The organism is Mycoplasma sp. 4404 (genome assembly GCF_034863325.1).
In the GTDB taxonomy this organism is placed as follows: Bacteria; Bacillota_I; Bacilli_A; order Mycoplasmatales; family Metamycoplasmataceae; genus Mycoplasmopsis.
In genome coordinates this window covers 1-18,521 of sequence record NZ_JAYFFE010000001.1, presented here as the reverse complement: position 1 = coordinate 18,521, position 18,521 = coordinate 1, and the positions used below count along the sequence as shown (strand labels likewise).

Below are 18,521 nucleotides of genomic sequence, written 5' to 3'. Positions count from 1 at the left end.
ATTATTTAGCTCCTTCCATTGATTTTGATTCTTGAATTCTTAAAACTCTATTGTCTCATGGTTTTGTAATGTATTTATTTACAAAATCATTATAAATTTTCTCTCTAATTTCTCTATAAACTAATTTTCTTGAACGTTTAAGAGCTTTTGATTTTTGAACATAAGATTGATACTCATCAACACCTAAATCAGTTCTAGCTTTTTGTAATGCAAATTTCTCTTTTGAAATTTCATCATAAATAGTCATTTTTGACTCGACTGATTGACCTTTTAAAGTAAGAATTAAACTCGCAACTCTCGCTTCATAAGCCTTTTCATATCTTGCAAATACTTGGAGTTTTTCTTTTGAATATCTACGTAAAATCTTGATTTCATCCTTAATTGATGTGTTGTAAATTTTTGATTTTAATTCTAGAATTTCAAATTCTAACTTCTTAACTTCATTCGCAGTTTCTTCAGATATTTTTAATTTATTAACTCTTAGCTGACCATCATACTCATTTTTAGCATATAATCTTCAATCAGCATTTGCTTTTTCTTTAGCTAAGTATAAAGCTCATAAATACGCTTTTGAAGTTTCATCTAATTCTTTTACATGTTCATTTATTGATCAGTATTCATAGAATTTATCTATTTGTTTTTCATAGAATTTAGCAAATGTAAAGCTTGAAAGTGTGTCTTGTAATTTTTGTTTTTGTGTTTTTTTGTATTCTTTTAATTTAACAGATAATTCTGCAATTTGAGCTTTTGTTTCTTTAACCATTTGTTGATATTGTAATAGTCATTCTGAATAATATGATTTGCATTTTTCATCAATTTCTTCTTTTGTCATATCAGGATCCGAAGAAATTAAATTTTCTGCATATAAAGCTCTTGCTTTATTTCAAGATTTTTTAATATGAGATCTTGATCTTAAATTATGATAAATAGAAAAGTTTTGTCAGTATTCTCTATGACACATTAGAATAATTTGTTTTCATACATAACGCATTGGTCTAAATTTATAGAACATAATAGATAATGCTGACATAAATATAATTATCCCTGTGATAATTGGGAAGAAATCTTTTGATACTTTTGGTCCTATCTCTGTAACTGAGAATGAAGCTTGTCCACTTCGTATCATTCCATATAGGAAACCAGTAGCAAGAACACCAAATGGATTATTAAGAGCAACAAGAGCAATTGCTATGGATTCAAAACCAATAGCTAAAGGAGCTTGTGGTTTAATAGCCACTTGTCTTGTGTATACAACAATGTAGAAGAACCCACCTAAACCAGCAAGAGCTCCTGCTATTGCCATTACACAAACAGTTACTGCCTTTTCATTTATTCCAACATATTTTGAGTTTGTTTTATTTAACCCAACCATTTTAATTTTGTACCCAAGTGTTGTTTTTGAATAAACAAATCAAATCGCTACTGCAATTACACAAACAAGTGTAATACCAATGTAAATAAATAATCTTTGAACATCAATCCCTAAGTCTCTACTTAAGTTAGTGAAAACTAACTTAGCAGTAGTACCTGGTTCCAGACCGATTCAATTTATATAATTAGGATCTGATTGAGGTATAAATACATCATTTGAGAATGTGAAAAGTCAAATACCTAAAAATGTAACAATTCAGTTAAGAAAAATTGTTGAAATAACTTCATGAACATTAAAGTATGCTTTTAAAATACCCGGAATCGCACCAACCATAGCACCGACAATGACACTAATGAACATCATTCCTAATAAAAAGCTTAATGATAAATTCTTTAAATCAACTCTTGTACCAGCTAAAATAGCAAAGAATAATACACCAGGTAGCAACATCTGCCCTGAAACACCAATGTTGAATAATCCAGATTTAAATCCAATTGCTACAGAAAAACTCGCTAGTGCAAAGAAGATGAATAATAATAATGTATCGTTAAGAATATATTCACTAAAAGCAAACTCGAAAATATTTTGCACAAAAGTGAAAATTGTTGTTTCTGTTCCATCAGCAATACCTTTTAATCAGTAAATTACTGAAGCAAATAATAAACCAATTAAAACTGCTCAAAGAGATGAATAAAGTTTTCTTCTAGATGATTTTTTATCTTCAAGCATTAAATTTTCTTTAATTTTATTTGCTGTTAATGTGAACATTATTCACCTCCTTTCTTGTGAGCCATATAAACTCCAATTTCTGTTCTTGTAAGTTCTTTTGCAGGTTTCACAGCTAAAATTTCACCAGTGTTAATAACTGCAATTTTATCTGCCAATGATAAAACTTCATCTAATTCATATGAGATTAATAAGATAGCTTTACCTTCAGCTTTTTCTTTTAATATTCTTTCATGAATATTTTTGATAGCTCCAACGTCTAATCCACGTGTTGGTTGTAATATTAAAATGAAATCATGTGGTGAGTTCATTTCACGACCAACAATGAATTTTTGTTGATTCCCTCCTGAAAGAGATCTTGACATTGAGTATCCATTTCTTGCACCACGAACATCAAATTTTTCAATAATGTCTTCAGTTTCTCTTTGCATAGCTCTATTGTTTAAAAGTCCAGCTTTGCTGTATTTTTTATCTCAAAGTCTACGTAAAATTGAATTATTTTTAATGTTATAGTCAAGAACTAAACCGTGTTTATGTCTATCACTCGGTATGAATGAAAGACCTAATTTTGAAATATCATAAACTGATAATTCATTTATGACAAAGTAATCATCATTAATAACTTTTTTCTCATTTGTATCTGATAAGTAGAAATATGTAAGTAATCCACTCACTATAAATGCAAACATCAATACACTAAACATAATCATTAGTCCTAGTGCTACAAGTGGAACAGTAGCTAACAATGAAATTAATGATGTGATTGCTAATGCTGAAGCAGAAGCAATACCAAATGATATTAAAATAACAAATAATTTATTACGTTTGATTAATTTAGCATGCTCATTTTCAAACTTTAATAATTTATTCACTTTCAATAAAACAGTAGTGATAATGCTTAAACATAATACAATAATTGAAGAAGCTAATGCTACTACTATTGATGTATTTGTTGATGTAAACACTAATGCAGCAAATAGCACAGCGAAGCCAGAAACTAAACCTAATACTAGGAATAGTATTTTAAAAACTAACAGCTGTCTTTTGCTCATTTGCTTTTGAAAACTAGTTTTTGCAAAAATAGTTTTTTCTTTAAATTTTGGTCCATATATTGAAAATAAAATCAACATAAGAAGGATTATGCTGAAAGAAATCGCTAATCCTCCACCGATATTCATAATAGCTTTTGTTGAATCAGATTGGTAATTAGCTGCAGCTAATAAACCTAAACCTGAGTATAAGAATACAAATAATGAAATCAATAACATAATTATATTTTTTCTTGTTTTTGATTTTTGGATTAATCGCATTCTTTCTTTAACAAGTGGTGTCTTTTTATAAAGAACTTGACCTGTTGTCGGTTTTATCATTCCACTAACAACTTTTTCTAAGTCAGTTTGTCCATTACCTTCAACTCCGGCAATAGCAACAATTTCACCACTTCTAATTTCTAAATTAACATTTTTCAATGGTTTTTCACCATCTGTAGAAACGTTATCTAATTTGAAAACAACTTCATTTTGTGATGTATCTGAATATTCATTTCTAACAATTTCGACATCACCACCAACCATACGGTTAGCCATTTCCTCAATAGAAACATCTGCTACTTTGAAGTTTCCTACAACCTTACCGTGTCTTAAAACTGTCGCATTATCAGCAACTTCCTTAATTTCGGCAAGTTTGTGAGAAATAAATAAAATTGTTTTACCTTGTTCCCTGAATAATTTGAATGTATTCAATAGACCTTGAATTTCTTGGTCTGTTAAAACAGCAGTTGGTTCATCAAAAATTAAAATATCTGAATCACGATATAACATTTTCATAATTTCAACTTTTTGTTGAGTTGCAACTGTTTCTTTACCAGTTAACCTGTTTAAATCAAAATGCAAATCAAACATTTCTTGAATTGTTTTGATTTTTTCAATAGCAGGTTTGAAATCAATAACTCTAGTAAATTTATTTCTATCCTCAGCTCCTAAAACAATGTTTTCAAGGTTTGTATATACATCAACAAGTTTAAAGTGTTGGTGCACCATACCAATACCTAATCTATTAGCATCATTAGGACCTTTGATTAAAACTTCTTTTTCATTTACTTTGATAATTCCTTCATCAGGTTCATACAACCCGAATAATATAGACATTAAAGTACTTTTTCCGGCACCATTTTCACCAATTAAAGCGTGAACTGTACCTTTTTCTACTTTAAAGCTAATATTCTGGTTAGCCTTAATAGAACCGAAAGATTTAGAAATATTATCAAACTCTATTGCATAAAAGTTTTGTTTCATATCTTTCCTTGTGTTTTTAATATATTAAAAAAATAAATAATAGAATTTAATGTCTATTATTTACATTTTAATTATATATTTTTTATTCTTAATTTTATGATTTAGTGTTTTCTCTTTTATTACAAGGAGGTAGGTATAAAAATAAAAAGGATACCAAAATTAGGTACCCTTTAAAAAATTAAGTTTGTTGAAAAATTATTTTAACATTTCGCCAGTTAATTCTTGAATTAAGTCAGGAAGTGATAAAGTTGCAGAATCTGTTTTATTTAATTTATCTGATGAAATAAAATCTATGTCCTCTTCAGATAATTCTTTAAATTTAGCATCATATTTTGCTAATAATTGATTCATTTTTGTTTTCATTGCTTCATCTTTGAGTGTACTTTGTGCATAACCAACTCACCCTTGTTTGAAACTTCCTCTAATTGAGAATGATCTCTCTGCTGTTTTTGTACTATAAATATTTTTGCTATCAATACCATATGTGATGTATAGGATTGTATCGTAAACAGCTTGTGCAATATTTTTTGTAATTGATGTATAGAATTTTCCTGAGTCTTTTGATCTTGATTTTGCTTGATCAGTATCCACTCCGATTACACCAATGTGATCTGTATTTGCTTTTTTCTCAAGTTCATCTAATGTGAACCCTGTCGCTGGTCCAGCAACTGGTAAAATAACTGTTGGATTTGAAGCAATTGCATTTGCGATTGCACTATCCATTGGTTTACCTGATTCAAAAGCAGTATTAAGTGCTACACTTGAAAAGTCATTTGCAAGACCTTTACCTTGTGTTGGTCTAACTTTTTTATTAGCATCTGATTGAGTTTTATTTATATCAAGAATACCTCTGTAGTAACCTTTAATAAAATCAACAACTCCATGGAAAGGCATACCTCCAAATGCTGTTACTTTTCTTTTGTTTGCATATGACTCTTCTGTTGCCATTAATTCAGCAACTGCTTGTCCAACGATATATGCTGATTCAGCAACTTTAAAATCTAAACCATAAAAGTCTCCATAACCTTGAAGTTCATTTGGATCTATTGTGAAGTCTGTACCTATGATTTTTACATTGTTCTTAATTAATCTATCCTTATTTTGTTGGATGTATGCTTTAATTGCATCTCCATGTGTGAACCCTGAAAGAATTCAAATGTTATATTTCCCTAATAAACTATTGTAAGTATTTTCATAACTATTACTTTCTGGTTCTGAGTAAGCAAATTTAGGTTCTGAACCTGTAAGCTCTTTAATGTCATCAACATATCTCATCATTCCTTCATATGATGATTGGTTAAATGATAAGTCAGTTACGTGACCAGAGTCTGTTACAACAACAACAGAAAGTGGAGTTTTGCCTTGAATAGTTTCAGCTGTTAAAGCTGTATTTCTCGTAATATCTGCAATTGGAGTGATATTAGCTCTTACTCCTGAAGTTGTTCTGTCTGTTCTTCCACAAGAGATTGCAGCAACTGGTGCTATAGCTGTTGTGATCCCTGCAACAGCTAATAATAATGATTTAATTTTTTTCATTTTTGTCCTTTTGTTTAAATAATTATTTAAAGAAAATGAGGATACTATAAAAATATCCTCATTAATATTATAAAACTTTTATTTATCAAAGTTATTTTTTAATTTTTAAAATAGTGTCAACTGATTTGTTTCGTTTAACTCATCAAGAACCTTAAATTCTTCATTCAATATCTTGTAAAGAGTTTGATTTACTCTTCCACGTTTTCTAAAGTCCTCTTTTGAAACAAATTCACTTTCATTTCTAGCATTAACAATTTCATTTGCTACAGCTTCTCCAAGTCCACCTACAACTGTAAATGGAGGTATAAGAGCATTATGTTCATAATCTATTACTCATTCAGTTGCTAATGATTTAGTTAAGCTGATGTTTGAAATACTTAATCCACGTGCATACATTTCTCTTGCGAGTTCTAAGGTTTGTAATAACTGATCGTCTTTAACTTTTCTATCATTCATTAAGGTTATTTCCTTAATTTTTTTATTAATTTTTTCAATCTTAAAGTCGTTCATCATTACATGTAAATCGAATTCAGTTGCTCTAGTTGTGAAAAATGTTGCATAGTATTCTAAAGGCTTATAAAGTTTAAATCAAGCAATTCTTCAAGCCATAAGAACATAAGCAGTAGCGTGAGCTTTAGGGAACATATATTTAATTTTTTGCATTGAATCAATGTATCAAGATGGTACATTGTTTTTCTTTAATATTGCAACTTGTTCTTCTGTTACACCTTTACCTTTACGTACTTGTTCCATAACCTTGAAAGCTAATTTAGACTCAATATTTTTCTTCATTAAGTATTCCATCATATCATCACGACAGGAAATAACATCTTTTAATGATAGTCCCATATCTTTAATAAGTGATTGAGCATTTCCTGTTCAAACATCAGTCCCATGAGAAAGACCTGAAATTGAAATTAAGTCAGCAAATGATTCAGGTTGTGCTTCAATCAACATCTTTCTAACAAATGATGTACCAAATTCAGGGATACCTAAAGCACCTGTTGGTTCGCCACCAATTTGTTCAGGCGTGATATTTAATTCTTTAGTAGTTGAGAAAAGCGACATAACTCTTTTATCTTTTTTAGGTATGTCTTTCTTAACATCTAAACCAGTTAATTTTTCAAGCATTCTAATTGCCATTGGGTCAATGTGTCCAAGCAAGTCTAACTTAAGGACATTGTCATGGATAGCTCTATAATCAAAGTGAGTTGTTTTTCAATCGATTGAAGTATCATCAGCAGGATAGTTAACAGGTGTAAAATCTTCAACATCGAATTCTTTGGGAATAATTAAGATACCTCCAGGGTGTTGTCCTGTTGTACGCTTAATGTCTTCAAGTTTTGAAGATAAATAATCAACAAAAGCATTTGAATAACCCAAGTTATATTCTTCATTAGCTTTCTTAACATAACCAAAGGCAGTTTTGCTTTGAATTGTAGAAATAGTTCCAGCTCTTAGAGTATGACTGTCACCAAAAAGTTTCTTAACTTCATTATGAATAATTGGTTGGAAGTCACCAGCAAAGTTTAAGTCTATGTCCGGAACCTTATCAGCATCAAATCCTAAGAATGTTTCGAAAGGAATGGTGTGTCCATCTTTATTCATAAGTGTTCCACATTTATCACAATTTTTATCATCTAAGTCAAATCCTGAAGTTATATTAGAATCTTCATTTAAAACAAAGTTTTTACAATTTGAACAAATGTAGTGAGCTGGTAATGGATTAACTTCTGTGATACCTGCAAATGTAGCAACTAAAGATGAACCAACACTTCCACGGCTACCTACAAGATATCCACTTTCCAATGATTTTTTAACCAAGATATGCGAAATTCAGTAAATAACATCAAATCCATATTTCAGAATAGGTGTGATTTCCTTTTGAAGTCTTTCTTCAATCATTTGAGGAAGTACTTCTCCATACCTTTCATGCGCTGTTTTATAAACTAATTCTTTTAATTTAACTGCTGAATCATCAAATTTAGGTGTGTAAAGTTTGTCGTGAACAATTTTAATTTCTGAATCAATTAAATTAGCAATCTTGTTTGTATTCACTATAACTAAATCATTAATTAATTGCTCATCATTTAGGAATTTAAATGACTCAAGCATTTGATCAGTTGTATAAAACTCTAAATCAGGTAATAAGAAGTTTCTTCCTTCAAATTCAACTTTTCTATGGTCAAATAAGAAGTGTGAAGAGTTACCAATACCTTTTGAATAAACAAGGCATCTGAAGACTTCCTTATCTAATTTACTTTTATATCTAACATCCCCAATTGCAACAGGAATTTTGTTAAGCTTATTTGCTCAATTAATCATTCTTTTAATACCATCATAAATTTCTTCTTGAGTAAATTTTTCCTGTGGTTCTAAGTAATGTTTTAGTGCATTAGGATGTGGTATTTCAATGTAATCAGCAAATTCCGCTGACTTTTGAATTTCAACATCTGATGAATAAAAAATATTGTCTATAAATCTACTTTTAAGTCCACCTGACCCTATTAAAATGTTTTCAGTCTTCTTGATGTCCTCCATAAATAATTTAGGAGACTTAAAGAATCTTTCGGTTAATGAAAGTGTGATTAATTTAGAAATTTCTTTAATTCCTTGTTGGTTTTTAGCAAGAACAGAAATTTGATTTGATCTAACATGTGAGTAAACATTTGGTTCATAAGTTTTATATAAATCATCAAATGTTAAAATACCTTTCTCTTTTAACATTTGAATCGACTTAATTCAAGCACTAGCAAGAACACCGGCATCATAGTCAGCACGGTGAGCTACTGCTGAATCATAACTAACTTGTAAATATGAACAGTAGTTACCTAACGTATGTGAACGTTTTTCAGGGAATAGCAATCTTGAAATGTTAAGTGTGTCTACAAAGAATGTGTTTGGAACTTTTTTACCTTGCTCAATGAACTTTTGGATAATAAAGTTAAAGTCAAAGTTAGCATTATGAGCTACACAAACTTTATTATTTAATAAATCATAAATTTTGTCAAGAGCTTCATTTAACTCAATTCCTTCTTCATCCAACATTTTTTGTGTAATGTTAGTTAAGCTCATTGTTTTAGCACTAAGAGGTTTTTGTGCCTTAATAAAGAACTGTAAGTCTTTATGATTAAAAGCATTATGTTCTTTAACAATTTGAGCACCAAATTCAATTAATTCTCCTGTTTGCGCTGATAAGTGTGTTGTTTCGATATCAAGCACAACAAATTCAGTTTGCTCTAAAACTGCATTTTTGTCAGGCGAATAATTTAATAAGAAATTATGATTTTTTGAAATAACATCAAAACTAACTCCATAAATTGGTTTAATACCAGCTTTTTTAGCAGCTTTTTCGAAAGTCGGATAACTTTGCACACCATTTGAATCAACTATAGCAACTGCTGAATGCCCATATTGTTTAGCTATAGAAACAATATCTTCAGCATTTAAAAGTCCATCCATAGTTGACATTTTTGTTCTTGTGCTAAGCTCAACTCTTTTTTCATAAGCTAAATCTTCTTGCTCTTCTGTAAGTGGATCAACTTTGCTAAAAGAGTTAACTGTGATTTGTTTATTGTACTTGTCTACACCATTGTAAGTTGAACCATATGGATTAGAAACTCTACCCATAGCTTCAACTGTATCTCCAATTTTTGGAACATAAACATCTTTAGTATTTTCTCTCTCGAAGAAAACTGTACTAATAGCATCATTATAATCAGTAATTGAAATGTTATGAATTTTTAACCCTTTATTAGTGTCTCTAACATCAGTTTTATAAACATAACCAGTTACAGAAACATTTGTAGTTTCATCTTCATAAGGAAGTTCGTGAACTTCCTGAATTGTGTATTTTGTATAACTAGATGGTGAACGCCTTCTTCCTCAACTTCCTTTATCATAGCTGATTGAACCTTTTTTAAATGAAGTTGAGGTTGTCTCGTGATCGCTAAATTGATTTTTGATTTTGTCATAATTTTGAAGGATGTTATTGTTGATTTGTTCTTTTAAATCAAATGTATTGACTTTAACAGTTAATTCAAATGCATCAAAACCAAAAAGTTCTTTCATATACTTATTAACTACCTTAAGTTCTTCTTGAAATTCAGGAGTATTTTGATAATCAAAGATATGTGCTAAATATTTTCCTGTTTGTTCATCATAATTAACATTTTGAAATCTTAATGCTCTTGCAATCCCACTATTATCTGGAAGAGTTTTCTTAACTACATATTCTAAATAATTAAGAACTAATGGACTTGATAAATATTCGTTATTATCGTATTTAAATTTGAAATTAACTCTTTCTTTTATAGCTGCAACTGTTAAAGTTCTTAAATCTTCAAGCGATGGAATTGTTAAAAGAGTTAAAGTAACCTCTAATCTTTCTTCATTTGTATTTGAATTTTTAACAACTTTAATGCTGTTGCTATCTATTTTAGCATCCGAAAATGATGCGATATAAGGTAAATTTAATTTGTTAGCTAGTAAATTAAATTTTTGATTTTTGTATCCTTCCATTACTTCACCACCTTGTATAAGTTATTAAATATTATTATATTTAATATATAGTATTTTTTATTAACTATCTTTTAAAAATTTAAATATTGAGAGAAAAACAATGGCCTACAAAACTAATGAAACACCACATAAAAATGCAGTTTTATTAACATATTACTCTTTATATTTCAAATTATAGTTTTAATACAATTAGCAAATTGAATTATGGTAAAAAGCCGTGAATTGCAAAATCTGATAAGAAAAGTAGACAGTTTTTAACCACTATCTACTTTTCTTATCTTAGTTTTAAAAATTAGTAATTTAATAAACTCTTATAATTGCTAATATAACAATCTATTCTGTTTATCGAAACTTTTATCCCTATCTCCTAAAGGTATTAGTCGATTTTTTATATTCATATTCTTTAACAGTGTCTTTTAATTTCACAATTAAACCTGCATCATCAAATGGTTTTATTTCTTGAGCATTAACTCAAAGAATTGTTAAGTAATAAACTAATATTTTTTGTTGAATTAAATATTCTTCTCAATATGTGTCATAAACATTTAAGAAAAACTCTTCTTGCTCTTTATTTAAGTATGAACCACAGATAAAGTAGGCTAAATCAAAATGCTTGTCACCCATTGAACCATACTCTCAATCGATAAAGTAAACTTTGTCGTTTGAGTCTAGGAGAATATTGTTTAAGTATAAATCATTATGTAATGGTCTGTTTGATTCAGAGTTTTTTAATATTAAATTAATTCTCTTATAGTAATCATTAAGAACATCAATTTTTATTCCTCTTTCATTCAGAATTCTTCTATACTCTTTTACTCTTGAAGCTACATTTGTTTTAGGGAACTGTAGCTTTGAATCGTGTAATGTCTTAAAATTATTCGCAATTTGAGTTAAAACATCTTCTGTAAACACCAACGGTTTTGTCTGAATATACTCTCATTCAACAGAATTTTCTGTTTCTTTAATTAAACGAGGTACAAAATCAAATTTCTCAAGTAATGCGTAATCTAACTTATGATTGAATTTATTTAAAACCTTTTCTTGATAGATTGAATTTTCAGTCATATATGTCTTATTTGTATGTCCAATATTTATCGGTTTTTTCATATGTACCTCCACAATTTTATTTTTTAAAAGTATATAATTAAGAATTATAAAATGAAATTAATAACTATGAAAAAATTATCAAAATATATTGTTATGGATTTGGGTAACACATTCATCAAAATAGTTAATTACAAAGTTGACTTAAGAACAAATGAAATTAAACAAGGTAAGGCAAAAATTATTGACTACTTGGCTTTTACCGAAGAGCTCGCTAAAATACTTAAAGATCTTGAAGACACGAGAATCCTTGTAGCTGCAACTAATACAGATGAGGATTTATGCAAAACCATTATCTTCGCCATGGCAAGTAAGTTGGATTTTATGTCTAACGATTTAGTTTACTTAAACGATGAGAAAAAAGTAATTATTAAAAGGATGTCACACTTAATTGATAAAAAAATAAAACACAAAGGTTCTATTGGTTTTGATATCTTATCAGCATTACTTATAAACTCAATTAAATATAAAAAAGATTCAATTAACTTATTAGGAACATATTGAGTTAATTTAAAAATGGAAAACTTAATTCTTAAAAGTGTTTCAATAGCTAGAATAGTGGACTTTTTTGATATGCCATTTGTAGCTCCTGGAATAATTGAAAATGAATTAAGAGTACCTGAAACTAAAGTAGGAACAACTACAAAAACAGCTATGTTAAATGGTTTAAGCTCTTTATTATCAGGTTATGTATCTTCATTTGATAAACCAGAAAACTCAATAATTTCTGGTGGTTGATCTAGATATTTTGATAAAAATTTATTTAATATTGAAAAGTTCATTGTAGCTGAAGGGTACTTGCATATGTATCTTCAATTTCTTCAAGAATTTGAAGATTAAGAAAGGAAATAATGAAAAAAGAAGAACAAAAATCTTTTTGAATAAATAGAGTTATTCCTGCTCTAATTATCGGACTTGTTCTTGTTATATTTTTAACAGTATCAAAATTCTCTTTTGATTTTAATTTATATAAAAAATTTAATGATGGAGTTTTTTGATTTTTAAGAACATTGTCTATTTTGATTTTTGTAGGATTTGCTTTTTGAATTTATTATGAACTTTCAAAAGCATATCTACAAAACCATAAAATATTTAAATGAGTTTTACCTGCTTTAGCAGTTGGGTTGCTGTTTGCTTATCCAAACTTCCTTAAGTTCTTAACAACTCGGATAACACTCTCAGAAAGTAGTTTAGTTAATAAAAATATATTACAAATTGGTTCAGTCTTTACAGATGCTACTTATGGTGCATTTAGTTTCTTTGATGCAATATGACCTTTAACAATTACATTAATTTTTGTATTAATTAGATTTTTAACTGTTAAAAACATTAATCTCAAATATTTAGCAATTAAAGCTTTATCATTCTTTTTCATCTTTTCATTCTTAACATACTTCTTAAAATCATTTATGGTGCTACTTGCACAAACTTATGCAATTGAAGTTATTTTATTAATTGTATTCATTGCAATGTCTTGCGACATTGGAGGATACTTTGGTGGAAGATTTTTAGGGCACAAGTTTTTCAAACAAAAACTTGCTCCAGCTATTAGTCCTAAAAAGACAATTGAAGGTGCTATTGTCGGAATTATTGTTGCAATCGCAGTTACATTAGCATATATGGGGATAGCTTATGGAATAGCGTCAGACAAAAATCAAACATTAATGCACATAATGATTACACCATGAAATGCAGCGGCTAATAGCTTAAATATGATGTTTGTGTATTTAATGTTATTCATCTTCCTTGCACCTATGTTTGCAATCTGTGGTGACTTAGCATTTTCACTCATAAAAAGAAGAAATGAAATTAAGGATTTCTCAAACATATTAAGAGAACATGGTGGTATTTTAGATAGATTAGATTCAATCTCTTTTGTATTTATTTTATTTATCACGCTATCAATGTTCGCGATAATATAGTAAATTAGCCTACAGCTATAAGTTAAACATTTTAATAGTTTAAACGTTTTAAATGAATGAGTTTCTATAGCTCATTCTTTTTTATAATTAAGTTCTTTATCACTTAATACATAAAAATATCATTTGTATTTTTCTTCCCTAAATTTCTTTAATCTTAGCAAAATTTATTTGGATACCTACATATTGCTTTTAAAATTTAGTCACTTCTCAAACTTTAACACTAGTGAATCAGCTTTATCCTATAAAATTAAAAAAATCATTAAAAAACTATGAACTATTCTTGAAGGACATATAATTCAAATATATAATAAAAAACACAAGGAGTCTTATGAGTTTAAAAATTATTTTCGGAAAAAATAAAACTGGTAAAACAAAATATTTAGAAAGTAGATATCCAAAAACAAATGCTAATAATTTATTCATTGAAGCTGAAATTGACCTTGAAGGAATTCTTAAGGGAAATACAGGTGGCACAGGAAAAAATGAAGTAGTTTCTCCACATAAAAAGGTTTTTGATTTTCTGAACACACAATTTGCAAAACCATTTAAAGTAAGAATAAGTAATGATGAAGATTATGAAAAAATTAACTCATTCAAAAAAAATGCAGATAGATTTCGAGATAAAATGAAAGATATTCATGATCCATTTTTTGAATCATATTTTAAAAATTGTTTTAACACGAGAGGTTTGGAACAAGAATTCGAATACAACTTTATGGTTTTAGAATTTTTAAATAATAACAAAAGAAAAATGGGTAGTTCCGGTAGCTTGAATTATTCATTAATTAAATTGCTATATGAAATGATATCTGATGGTCAAATAATGCCTAATAAGGAATTCACATTAATAATCGATGAAGTCGAAAAATTCTTGCACCCAGAATTAGTTCACAAAATAGCAAATATGATTATAGAAATTTCAGAAAAGCTTGATGTTATAGTAACAACACATTCCCCATTGTTTTTAGAAAAAATATTTGCTGGACATAGAAAGAAATTCATTAATGAATCAACTTGCAACATCGAATATCTTCTTTTTACGGAATATGATGATAATAAACAAGAATCTACAATTGTGACTCTGGATAAAGATATAATTACCGAAACTTTAGTTGAAAACAATTCCAGAATAACAGCCTGGTTAGCTGATTTCCTATTTTCATCAAGATGTTTCTTTATTGAAGGTTTAATTGACAATAGCATAATCAATGACATTATAAGCAAAAACGATTTAGAGAAGCCATATACTATAATTGATTGCAATGGGAAGAAACAAATTGATAAAATGCTAAATATAGTTAGAGATTTATCAATAATTAGATATTACAGAATTTGTCTATTTTACGACTTAGATAGGGATGAAAATACTGAAGGAATTATTCAGATTAGAGATGAAGAAAGAGAATATGTATCATCCGTTATAAACAAACCTGACTTAGAAAGAGCGCTATTTGATATAGTGAAAAAAGATAATGTTGAATACATAGACACAAATTCTGGAGCAATAACTTTAAAGAACTTTAAAAGAGAGAAAATTGATAGAAATAGTAATTTTATATTTACTCTCGATTGAATAAAACGAAACTCCACAAAAAAGGATATAGAAAATCAAGTCGAAGCAATTGAAGAACAAATAATAAACTTCATGACTGACTAAGAAGTTTGTCTTTCTTGATTGTTTAAAATTGACATTTAGATATTCTAATACAAATTAAATTTGAAATGAAGAACTATACTTTGAGTATGTAATAAGTCTTCATTTCTTTTTTAATATGAAGAGAATTTACTCACAATAATCAACAACTTATTTTTTTATTCATTAAAGTAAATTGAATTTCATAAAATAATTAAGTGAAGAATAATTAATACAAACTAAATTAACATCAAATATGACCAGGTATAATTTACTATATCGGAAGATATTTGTGTCGAATAATTTTTGATTTCATAAATATTCAAAATTCAGGATTTAACTATTCTAAATAATCTTAAAATTTTATGCAATTTATCTCATTTAACCATAAAAAAAGACAGCTTAGCTGTCTAATTATAAAACTCATAAATTATCAAGTTTCTTAATAGTAGGGAGCTTATACAACTTATTAATTCTGGTGTATGAAAATATAGCAATTACTCCACAAACTATAACTATTACTGAATATGCAATGTAAGTTCATGAGTATCCAGCTAAATTGTTAATTGCTGTAAGTGCAATTATTAATAATGAAGACATTATAATTCTAAACACTATCGATAACCCATTTTGTAAGTGGAACTTATCTTTTTCAAATAATTGATATGACTTGCTATAAAATCCTGGTAAGAACATACTGAATACCAATTGTTGCAGCGCATTAATCGAAAAGTAACTAATTAAAATAAATTGTTTATTTGAAACGAATGATAATGAAATTCAAATGATGCTCAATGCAAACATCCCGAAAATTATTCATCTAAGATCAATTTTTACTTTGTATTTGTTTAATAAGAAAACAACAATCACACCAGTTAGACTTAATAGAGCTAAAACCATTGAGAAATAAAAACTTCAATCCTCATATTTATAATCACCAACTCATTTGAAAAATTGAATAACTCCTGATTGTTTAGGAAATAAGAATATTCCAATTACTAAGGATGAAGATAATATGAATATTCATGAAAATAACTTAAATTTAGAACTTAAAATCTTATATGATTTATCATTTGCTTTTGCTTTATCCACAAAAATAGTCATTTCTGATTTAGTTTTTAAACTTCAATAAAGTAAACCAGATAATATGTAAGTTAACATATTAAAAATAACTAAAGAATAAAAGGGTAAATACTTATAAAGCAGAAGTGACAATATTGGAGATAAAACTAATCCAATTGATATGGCAAATGAGTTACCGATGTTGAATTTATTTAACTCATTTTTATCTTTTGCTAAAAAGTAAAGAATATTCTTAATGTGTATAAATCTATAGGAATGGACAGTTCCTAAAAGTGTACTTGTCACAATTAAAATAATTGAAAACGTATGTGTAGATAAATTATTGATAAATGCAAAATAAGTTCCTAAAGGTATTATCAACAATATTGAACTAGCAATATCACAAATAAGAAGAGCAACTCTATCAGGTAGTAACTTAACAAGTTTTGATGAGATTGCATAAATGATTAATGATGGTAATTGTACTAATAAGTACAACAATGTAACTAATCAGAAATCACCAGTTATTTTGTAAATATATAAACTAGAAGTTAATTTAAATGCTTCTGACCCGATTGATGATAATGAAATACTACTTATATATTTTCATAAGTTAGCATTCAAGCTTCTAAATAGTGACATAATACCCCTCATTAATGTATGGTATTTAATTATACATTCATTTATGCATTAGGGATGAAAAAAGGATCTTGTATCTGATATTCAAAGAAATTTAAGCTCAAAAAAGCAAAACAAATACTAAAACCATTTTAGTTACATTTCTATAATAAGCATCAAAAATAAGTTAAATATTTTTGAATAATTTGTTTTATTTTACTTAAAAAGAATATAATAAAAATAAGGAGATATATTATGAAAAATACAAAATTAATTTTAAGCATCTTCACTACAGGAGTTATAGCGCTACCAACTGTTTCGGCATCTATAAATAATAATGTTGATCCAAAACAAAAAGACGAAAATGAAATGAAGCAATTTTTAGTAGATTCTGAAATTGCACGTTTATCTAGATTAAGTGGTAAAACTCAAAAATTTAAAATTGTTAAGGAAATAAAAGACATTCAAAATAATAGCTTTTTACTTATCGCTACAGATGAAATGTTTTCAGTTGTAAATGCAAATATTTATACATCAAACGAAATTCATTATGAAACAATAAAAGATGAATGATTAAATTCAGAAATAATATATGATCGTTGATTTGGATTGCTCAAATTAGAAGATGAAAACACATATAAAAGTCTATATAACGAAAGTAAAATCTTAAAAAGTGATTTATTAAGCACCTATAAGGAAGATGAACTACGTGAAATAGAAGAATTTAAACAGAATCAATTATTGAAACGGGAAAAAGAAATTAGATACTCAAAATACAAAACAAAAACCGAACCTTGAGTAGATTATGATTTGAATAGAACTAACTATAATTATGATGGTCATTTTAAGGTAAGTTCCACAGTGCCATATGCATGATGATTTGCAACAAGAAACAATTACGAATCTGCTGGATACGTAGATTTAAAACCTGAAGGAGCTCCTCGTGGTAGAAGAGGTTTATGTGAATATGTTGCATTGAGCCAATTACTACTCTACAATCATTTATTTGTTGATGGAACTGTTTTTACACAGGACCAGTATAATAAATTTATCAAAGAAGCTCCTCAAAATAATATCATACATTGAGAGCACACTTCTCCAGTGTTTAAATATAAATACTCTTATCATCACGAAGATAATGTTCAATATAAAGACTATAAAAAATCTTTAACCTACCATTTATATCAACTTGCTGATGGACAAATAAATTTAAAAACACCTAATTACTACCGACTTGCTTTTGATAGATTTAATAAAAATGAAAGAAGCTCATGAGACAATTACGGAAAGTATGGTGGATACTATAGAGCTTGAGAAAATGTTAAAAAAGGTATACCTGTCATTTTAGGGATAGCACCTTGCACTTATTCCAACGGTTGACCGGACCATGCATATTTAATGTATGGTTATGATGATAATTCAGATATGTTTTTAGGTTCTATGTGTTGAGGACAAGAAAAAAGAAATACAATTTTATATTCATACTATAATGGTGCTTGAGGTTCTTATTATTTCACTATAGGAAGTTTGAAACCAAAAAATGCAAGGAAACAACCAAGACTGTTTAAATATAAAGATAAATTATATACTGGTGAAGAAATTAATAATTTAATTTTAAAGAAAGAACCTTTAAAATAATGTTAAGAAAAAACTGATTAAAATTTTCAACTTTAAGTGTATATTTAATTTTCTTATTTTCTCTTGTGGTCGCTTTACCTATTTATGCTGTAGAC

At 28.0% G+C, this 18,521-nt stretch carries 10 protein-coding genes; 4 read left to right on the top strand and 6 right to left on the bottom strand.

Annotation, left to right across the window (positions count from 1 at the left end; translation table 4 throughout):
- Position 1 precedes the first annotated feature (1 nt).
- The 5 genes from VBN07_RS00050 to VBN07_RS00030 all read right to left on the bottom strand — a co-directional run bounded on the left by VBN07_RS00050 (position 2) and on the right by VBN07_RS00030 (position 11,556).
- Positions 2-2,140 carry an ABC transporter permease gene (locus tag VBN07_RS00050; protein WP_323177315.1) on the bottom strand — a complete coding sequence of 713 codons (2,139 nt, stop codon included), beginning with the start codon at positions 2,138-2,140 and terminating at the stop codon, positions 2-4.
- Positions 2,140-4,392 (bottom strand): ATP-binding cassette domain-containing protein, encoded by a 2,253-nt coding sequence (locus tag VBN07_RS00045; RefSeq protein WP_323177314.1) that lies wholly within the window; start codon positions 4,390-4,392, stop codon positions 2,140-2,142. Before VBN07_RS00045 ends, VBN07_RS00050 begins: the two co-directional genes overlap by 1 nt.
- 195 nt (positions 4,393-4,587) lie before the next feature.
- Complete coding sequence (locus VBN07_RS00040; RefSeq protein WP_323177313.1) at positions 4,588-5,928, bottom strand: BMP family ABC transporter substrate-binding protein; 1,341 nt, start codon at positions 5,926-5,928, stop codon at positions 4,588-4,590.
- A 105-nt stretch (positions 5,929-6,033) separates the two neighbouring features.
- A complete protein-coding gene (locus VBN07_RS00035) occupies positions 6,034-10,449 on the bottom strand; it encodes a PolC-type DNA polymerase III (protein ID WP_323177312.1) in 4,416 nt (1,471 codons plus the stop codon).
- Between the two features lie 360 nt (positions 10,450-10,809).
- A complete protein-coding gene (locus tag VBN07_RS00030) occupies positions 10,810-11,556 on the bottom strand; it encodes a phosphotransferase (RefSeq protein ID WP_323177311.1) in 747 nt (248 codons plus the stop codon).
- Positions 11,557-11,607: 51 nt separating this feature from the next.
- On the opposite strand from VBN07_RS00030, the gene VBN07_RS00025 reads away from it, so the two are divergent.
- The 3 genes from VBN07_RS00025 (at position 11,608) to VBN07_RS00015 (ending at position 15,132) form a co-directional block, all read left to right on the top strand.
- Positions 11,608-12,393, top strand: coding sequence for a hypothetical protein (locus VBN07_RS00025; protein ID WP_323177310.1), 786 nt, complete (start codon positions 11,608-11,610; stop codon positions 12,391-12,393).
- Positions 12,394-12,404: 11 nt separating this feature from the next.
- Positions 12,405-13,475: a phosphatidate cytidylyltransferase gene (locus tag VBN07_RS00020; RefSeq protein WP_323177309.1), complete on the top strand. Its 1,071-nt coding sequence runs from the start codon at positions 12,405-12,407 to the stop codon at positions 13,473-13,475.
- Between the two features lie 328 nt (positions 13,476-13,803).
- On the top strand, positions 13,804-15,132 hold the full coding sequence (locus VBN07_RS00015) for an AAA family ATPase (protein WP_323177308.1): 1,329 nt from the start codon (positions 13,804-13,806) through the stop codon (positions 15,130-15,132).
- A gap of 390 nt (positions 15,133-15,522) precedes the next feature.
- Here VBN07_RS00015 and VBN07_RS00010 read toward each other — a convergent pair whose 3' ends face one another.
- On the bottom strand, positions 15,523-16,812 hold the full coding sequence (locus VBN07_RS00010) for an MFS transporter (protein WP_323177307.1): 1,290 nt from the start codon (positions 16,810-16,812) through the stop codon (positions 15,523-15,525).
- A 231-nt stretch (positions 16,813-17,043) separates the two neighbouring features.
- On the opposite strand from VBN07_RS00010, the gene VBN07_RS00005 reads away from it, so the two are divergent.
- A complete protein-coding gene (locus VBN07_RS00005; RefSeq protein ID WP_323177306.1) occupies positions 17,044-18,426 on the top strand; it encodes a putative cysteine peptidase in 1,383 nt (460 codons plus the stop codon).
- Positions 18,427-18,521 lie beyond the last annotated feature (95 nt).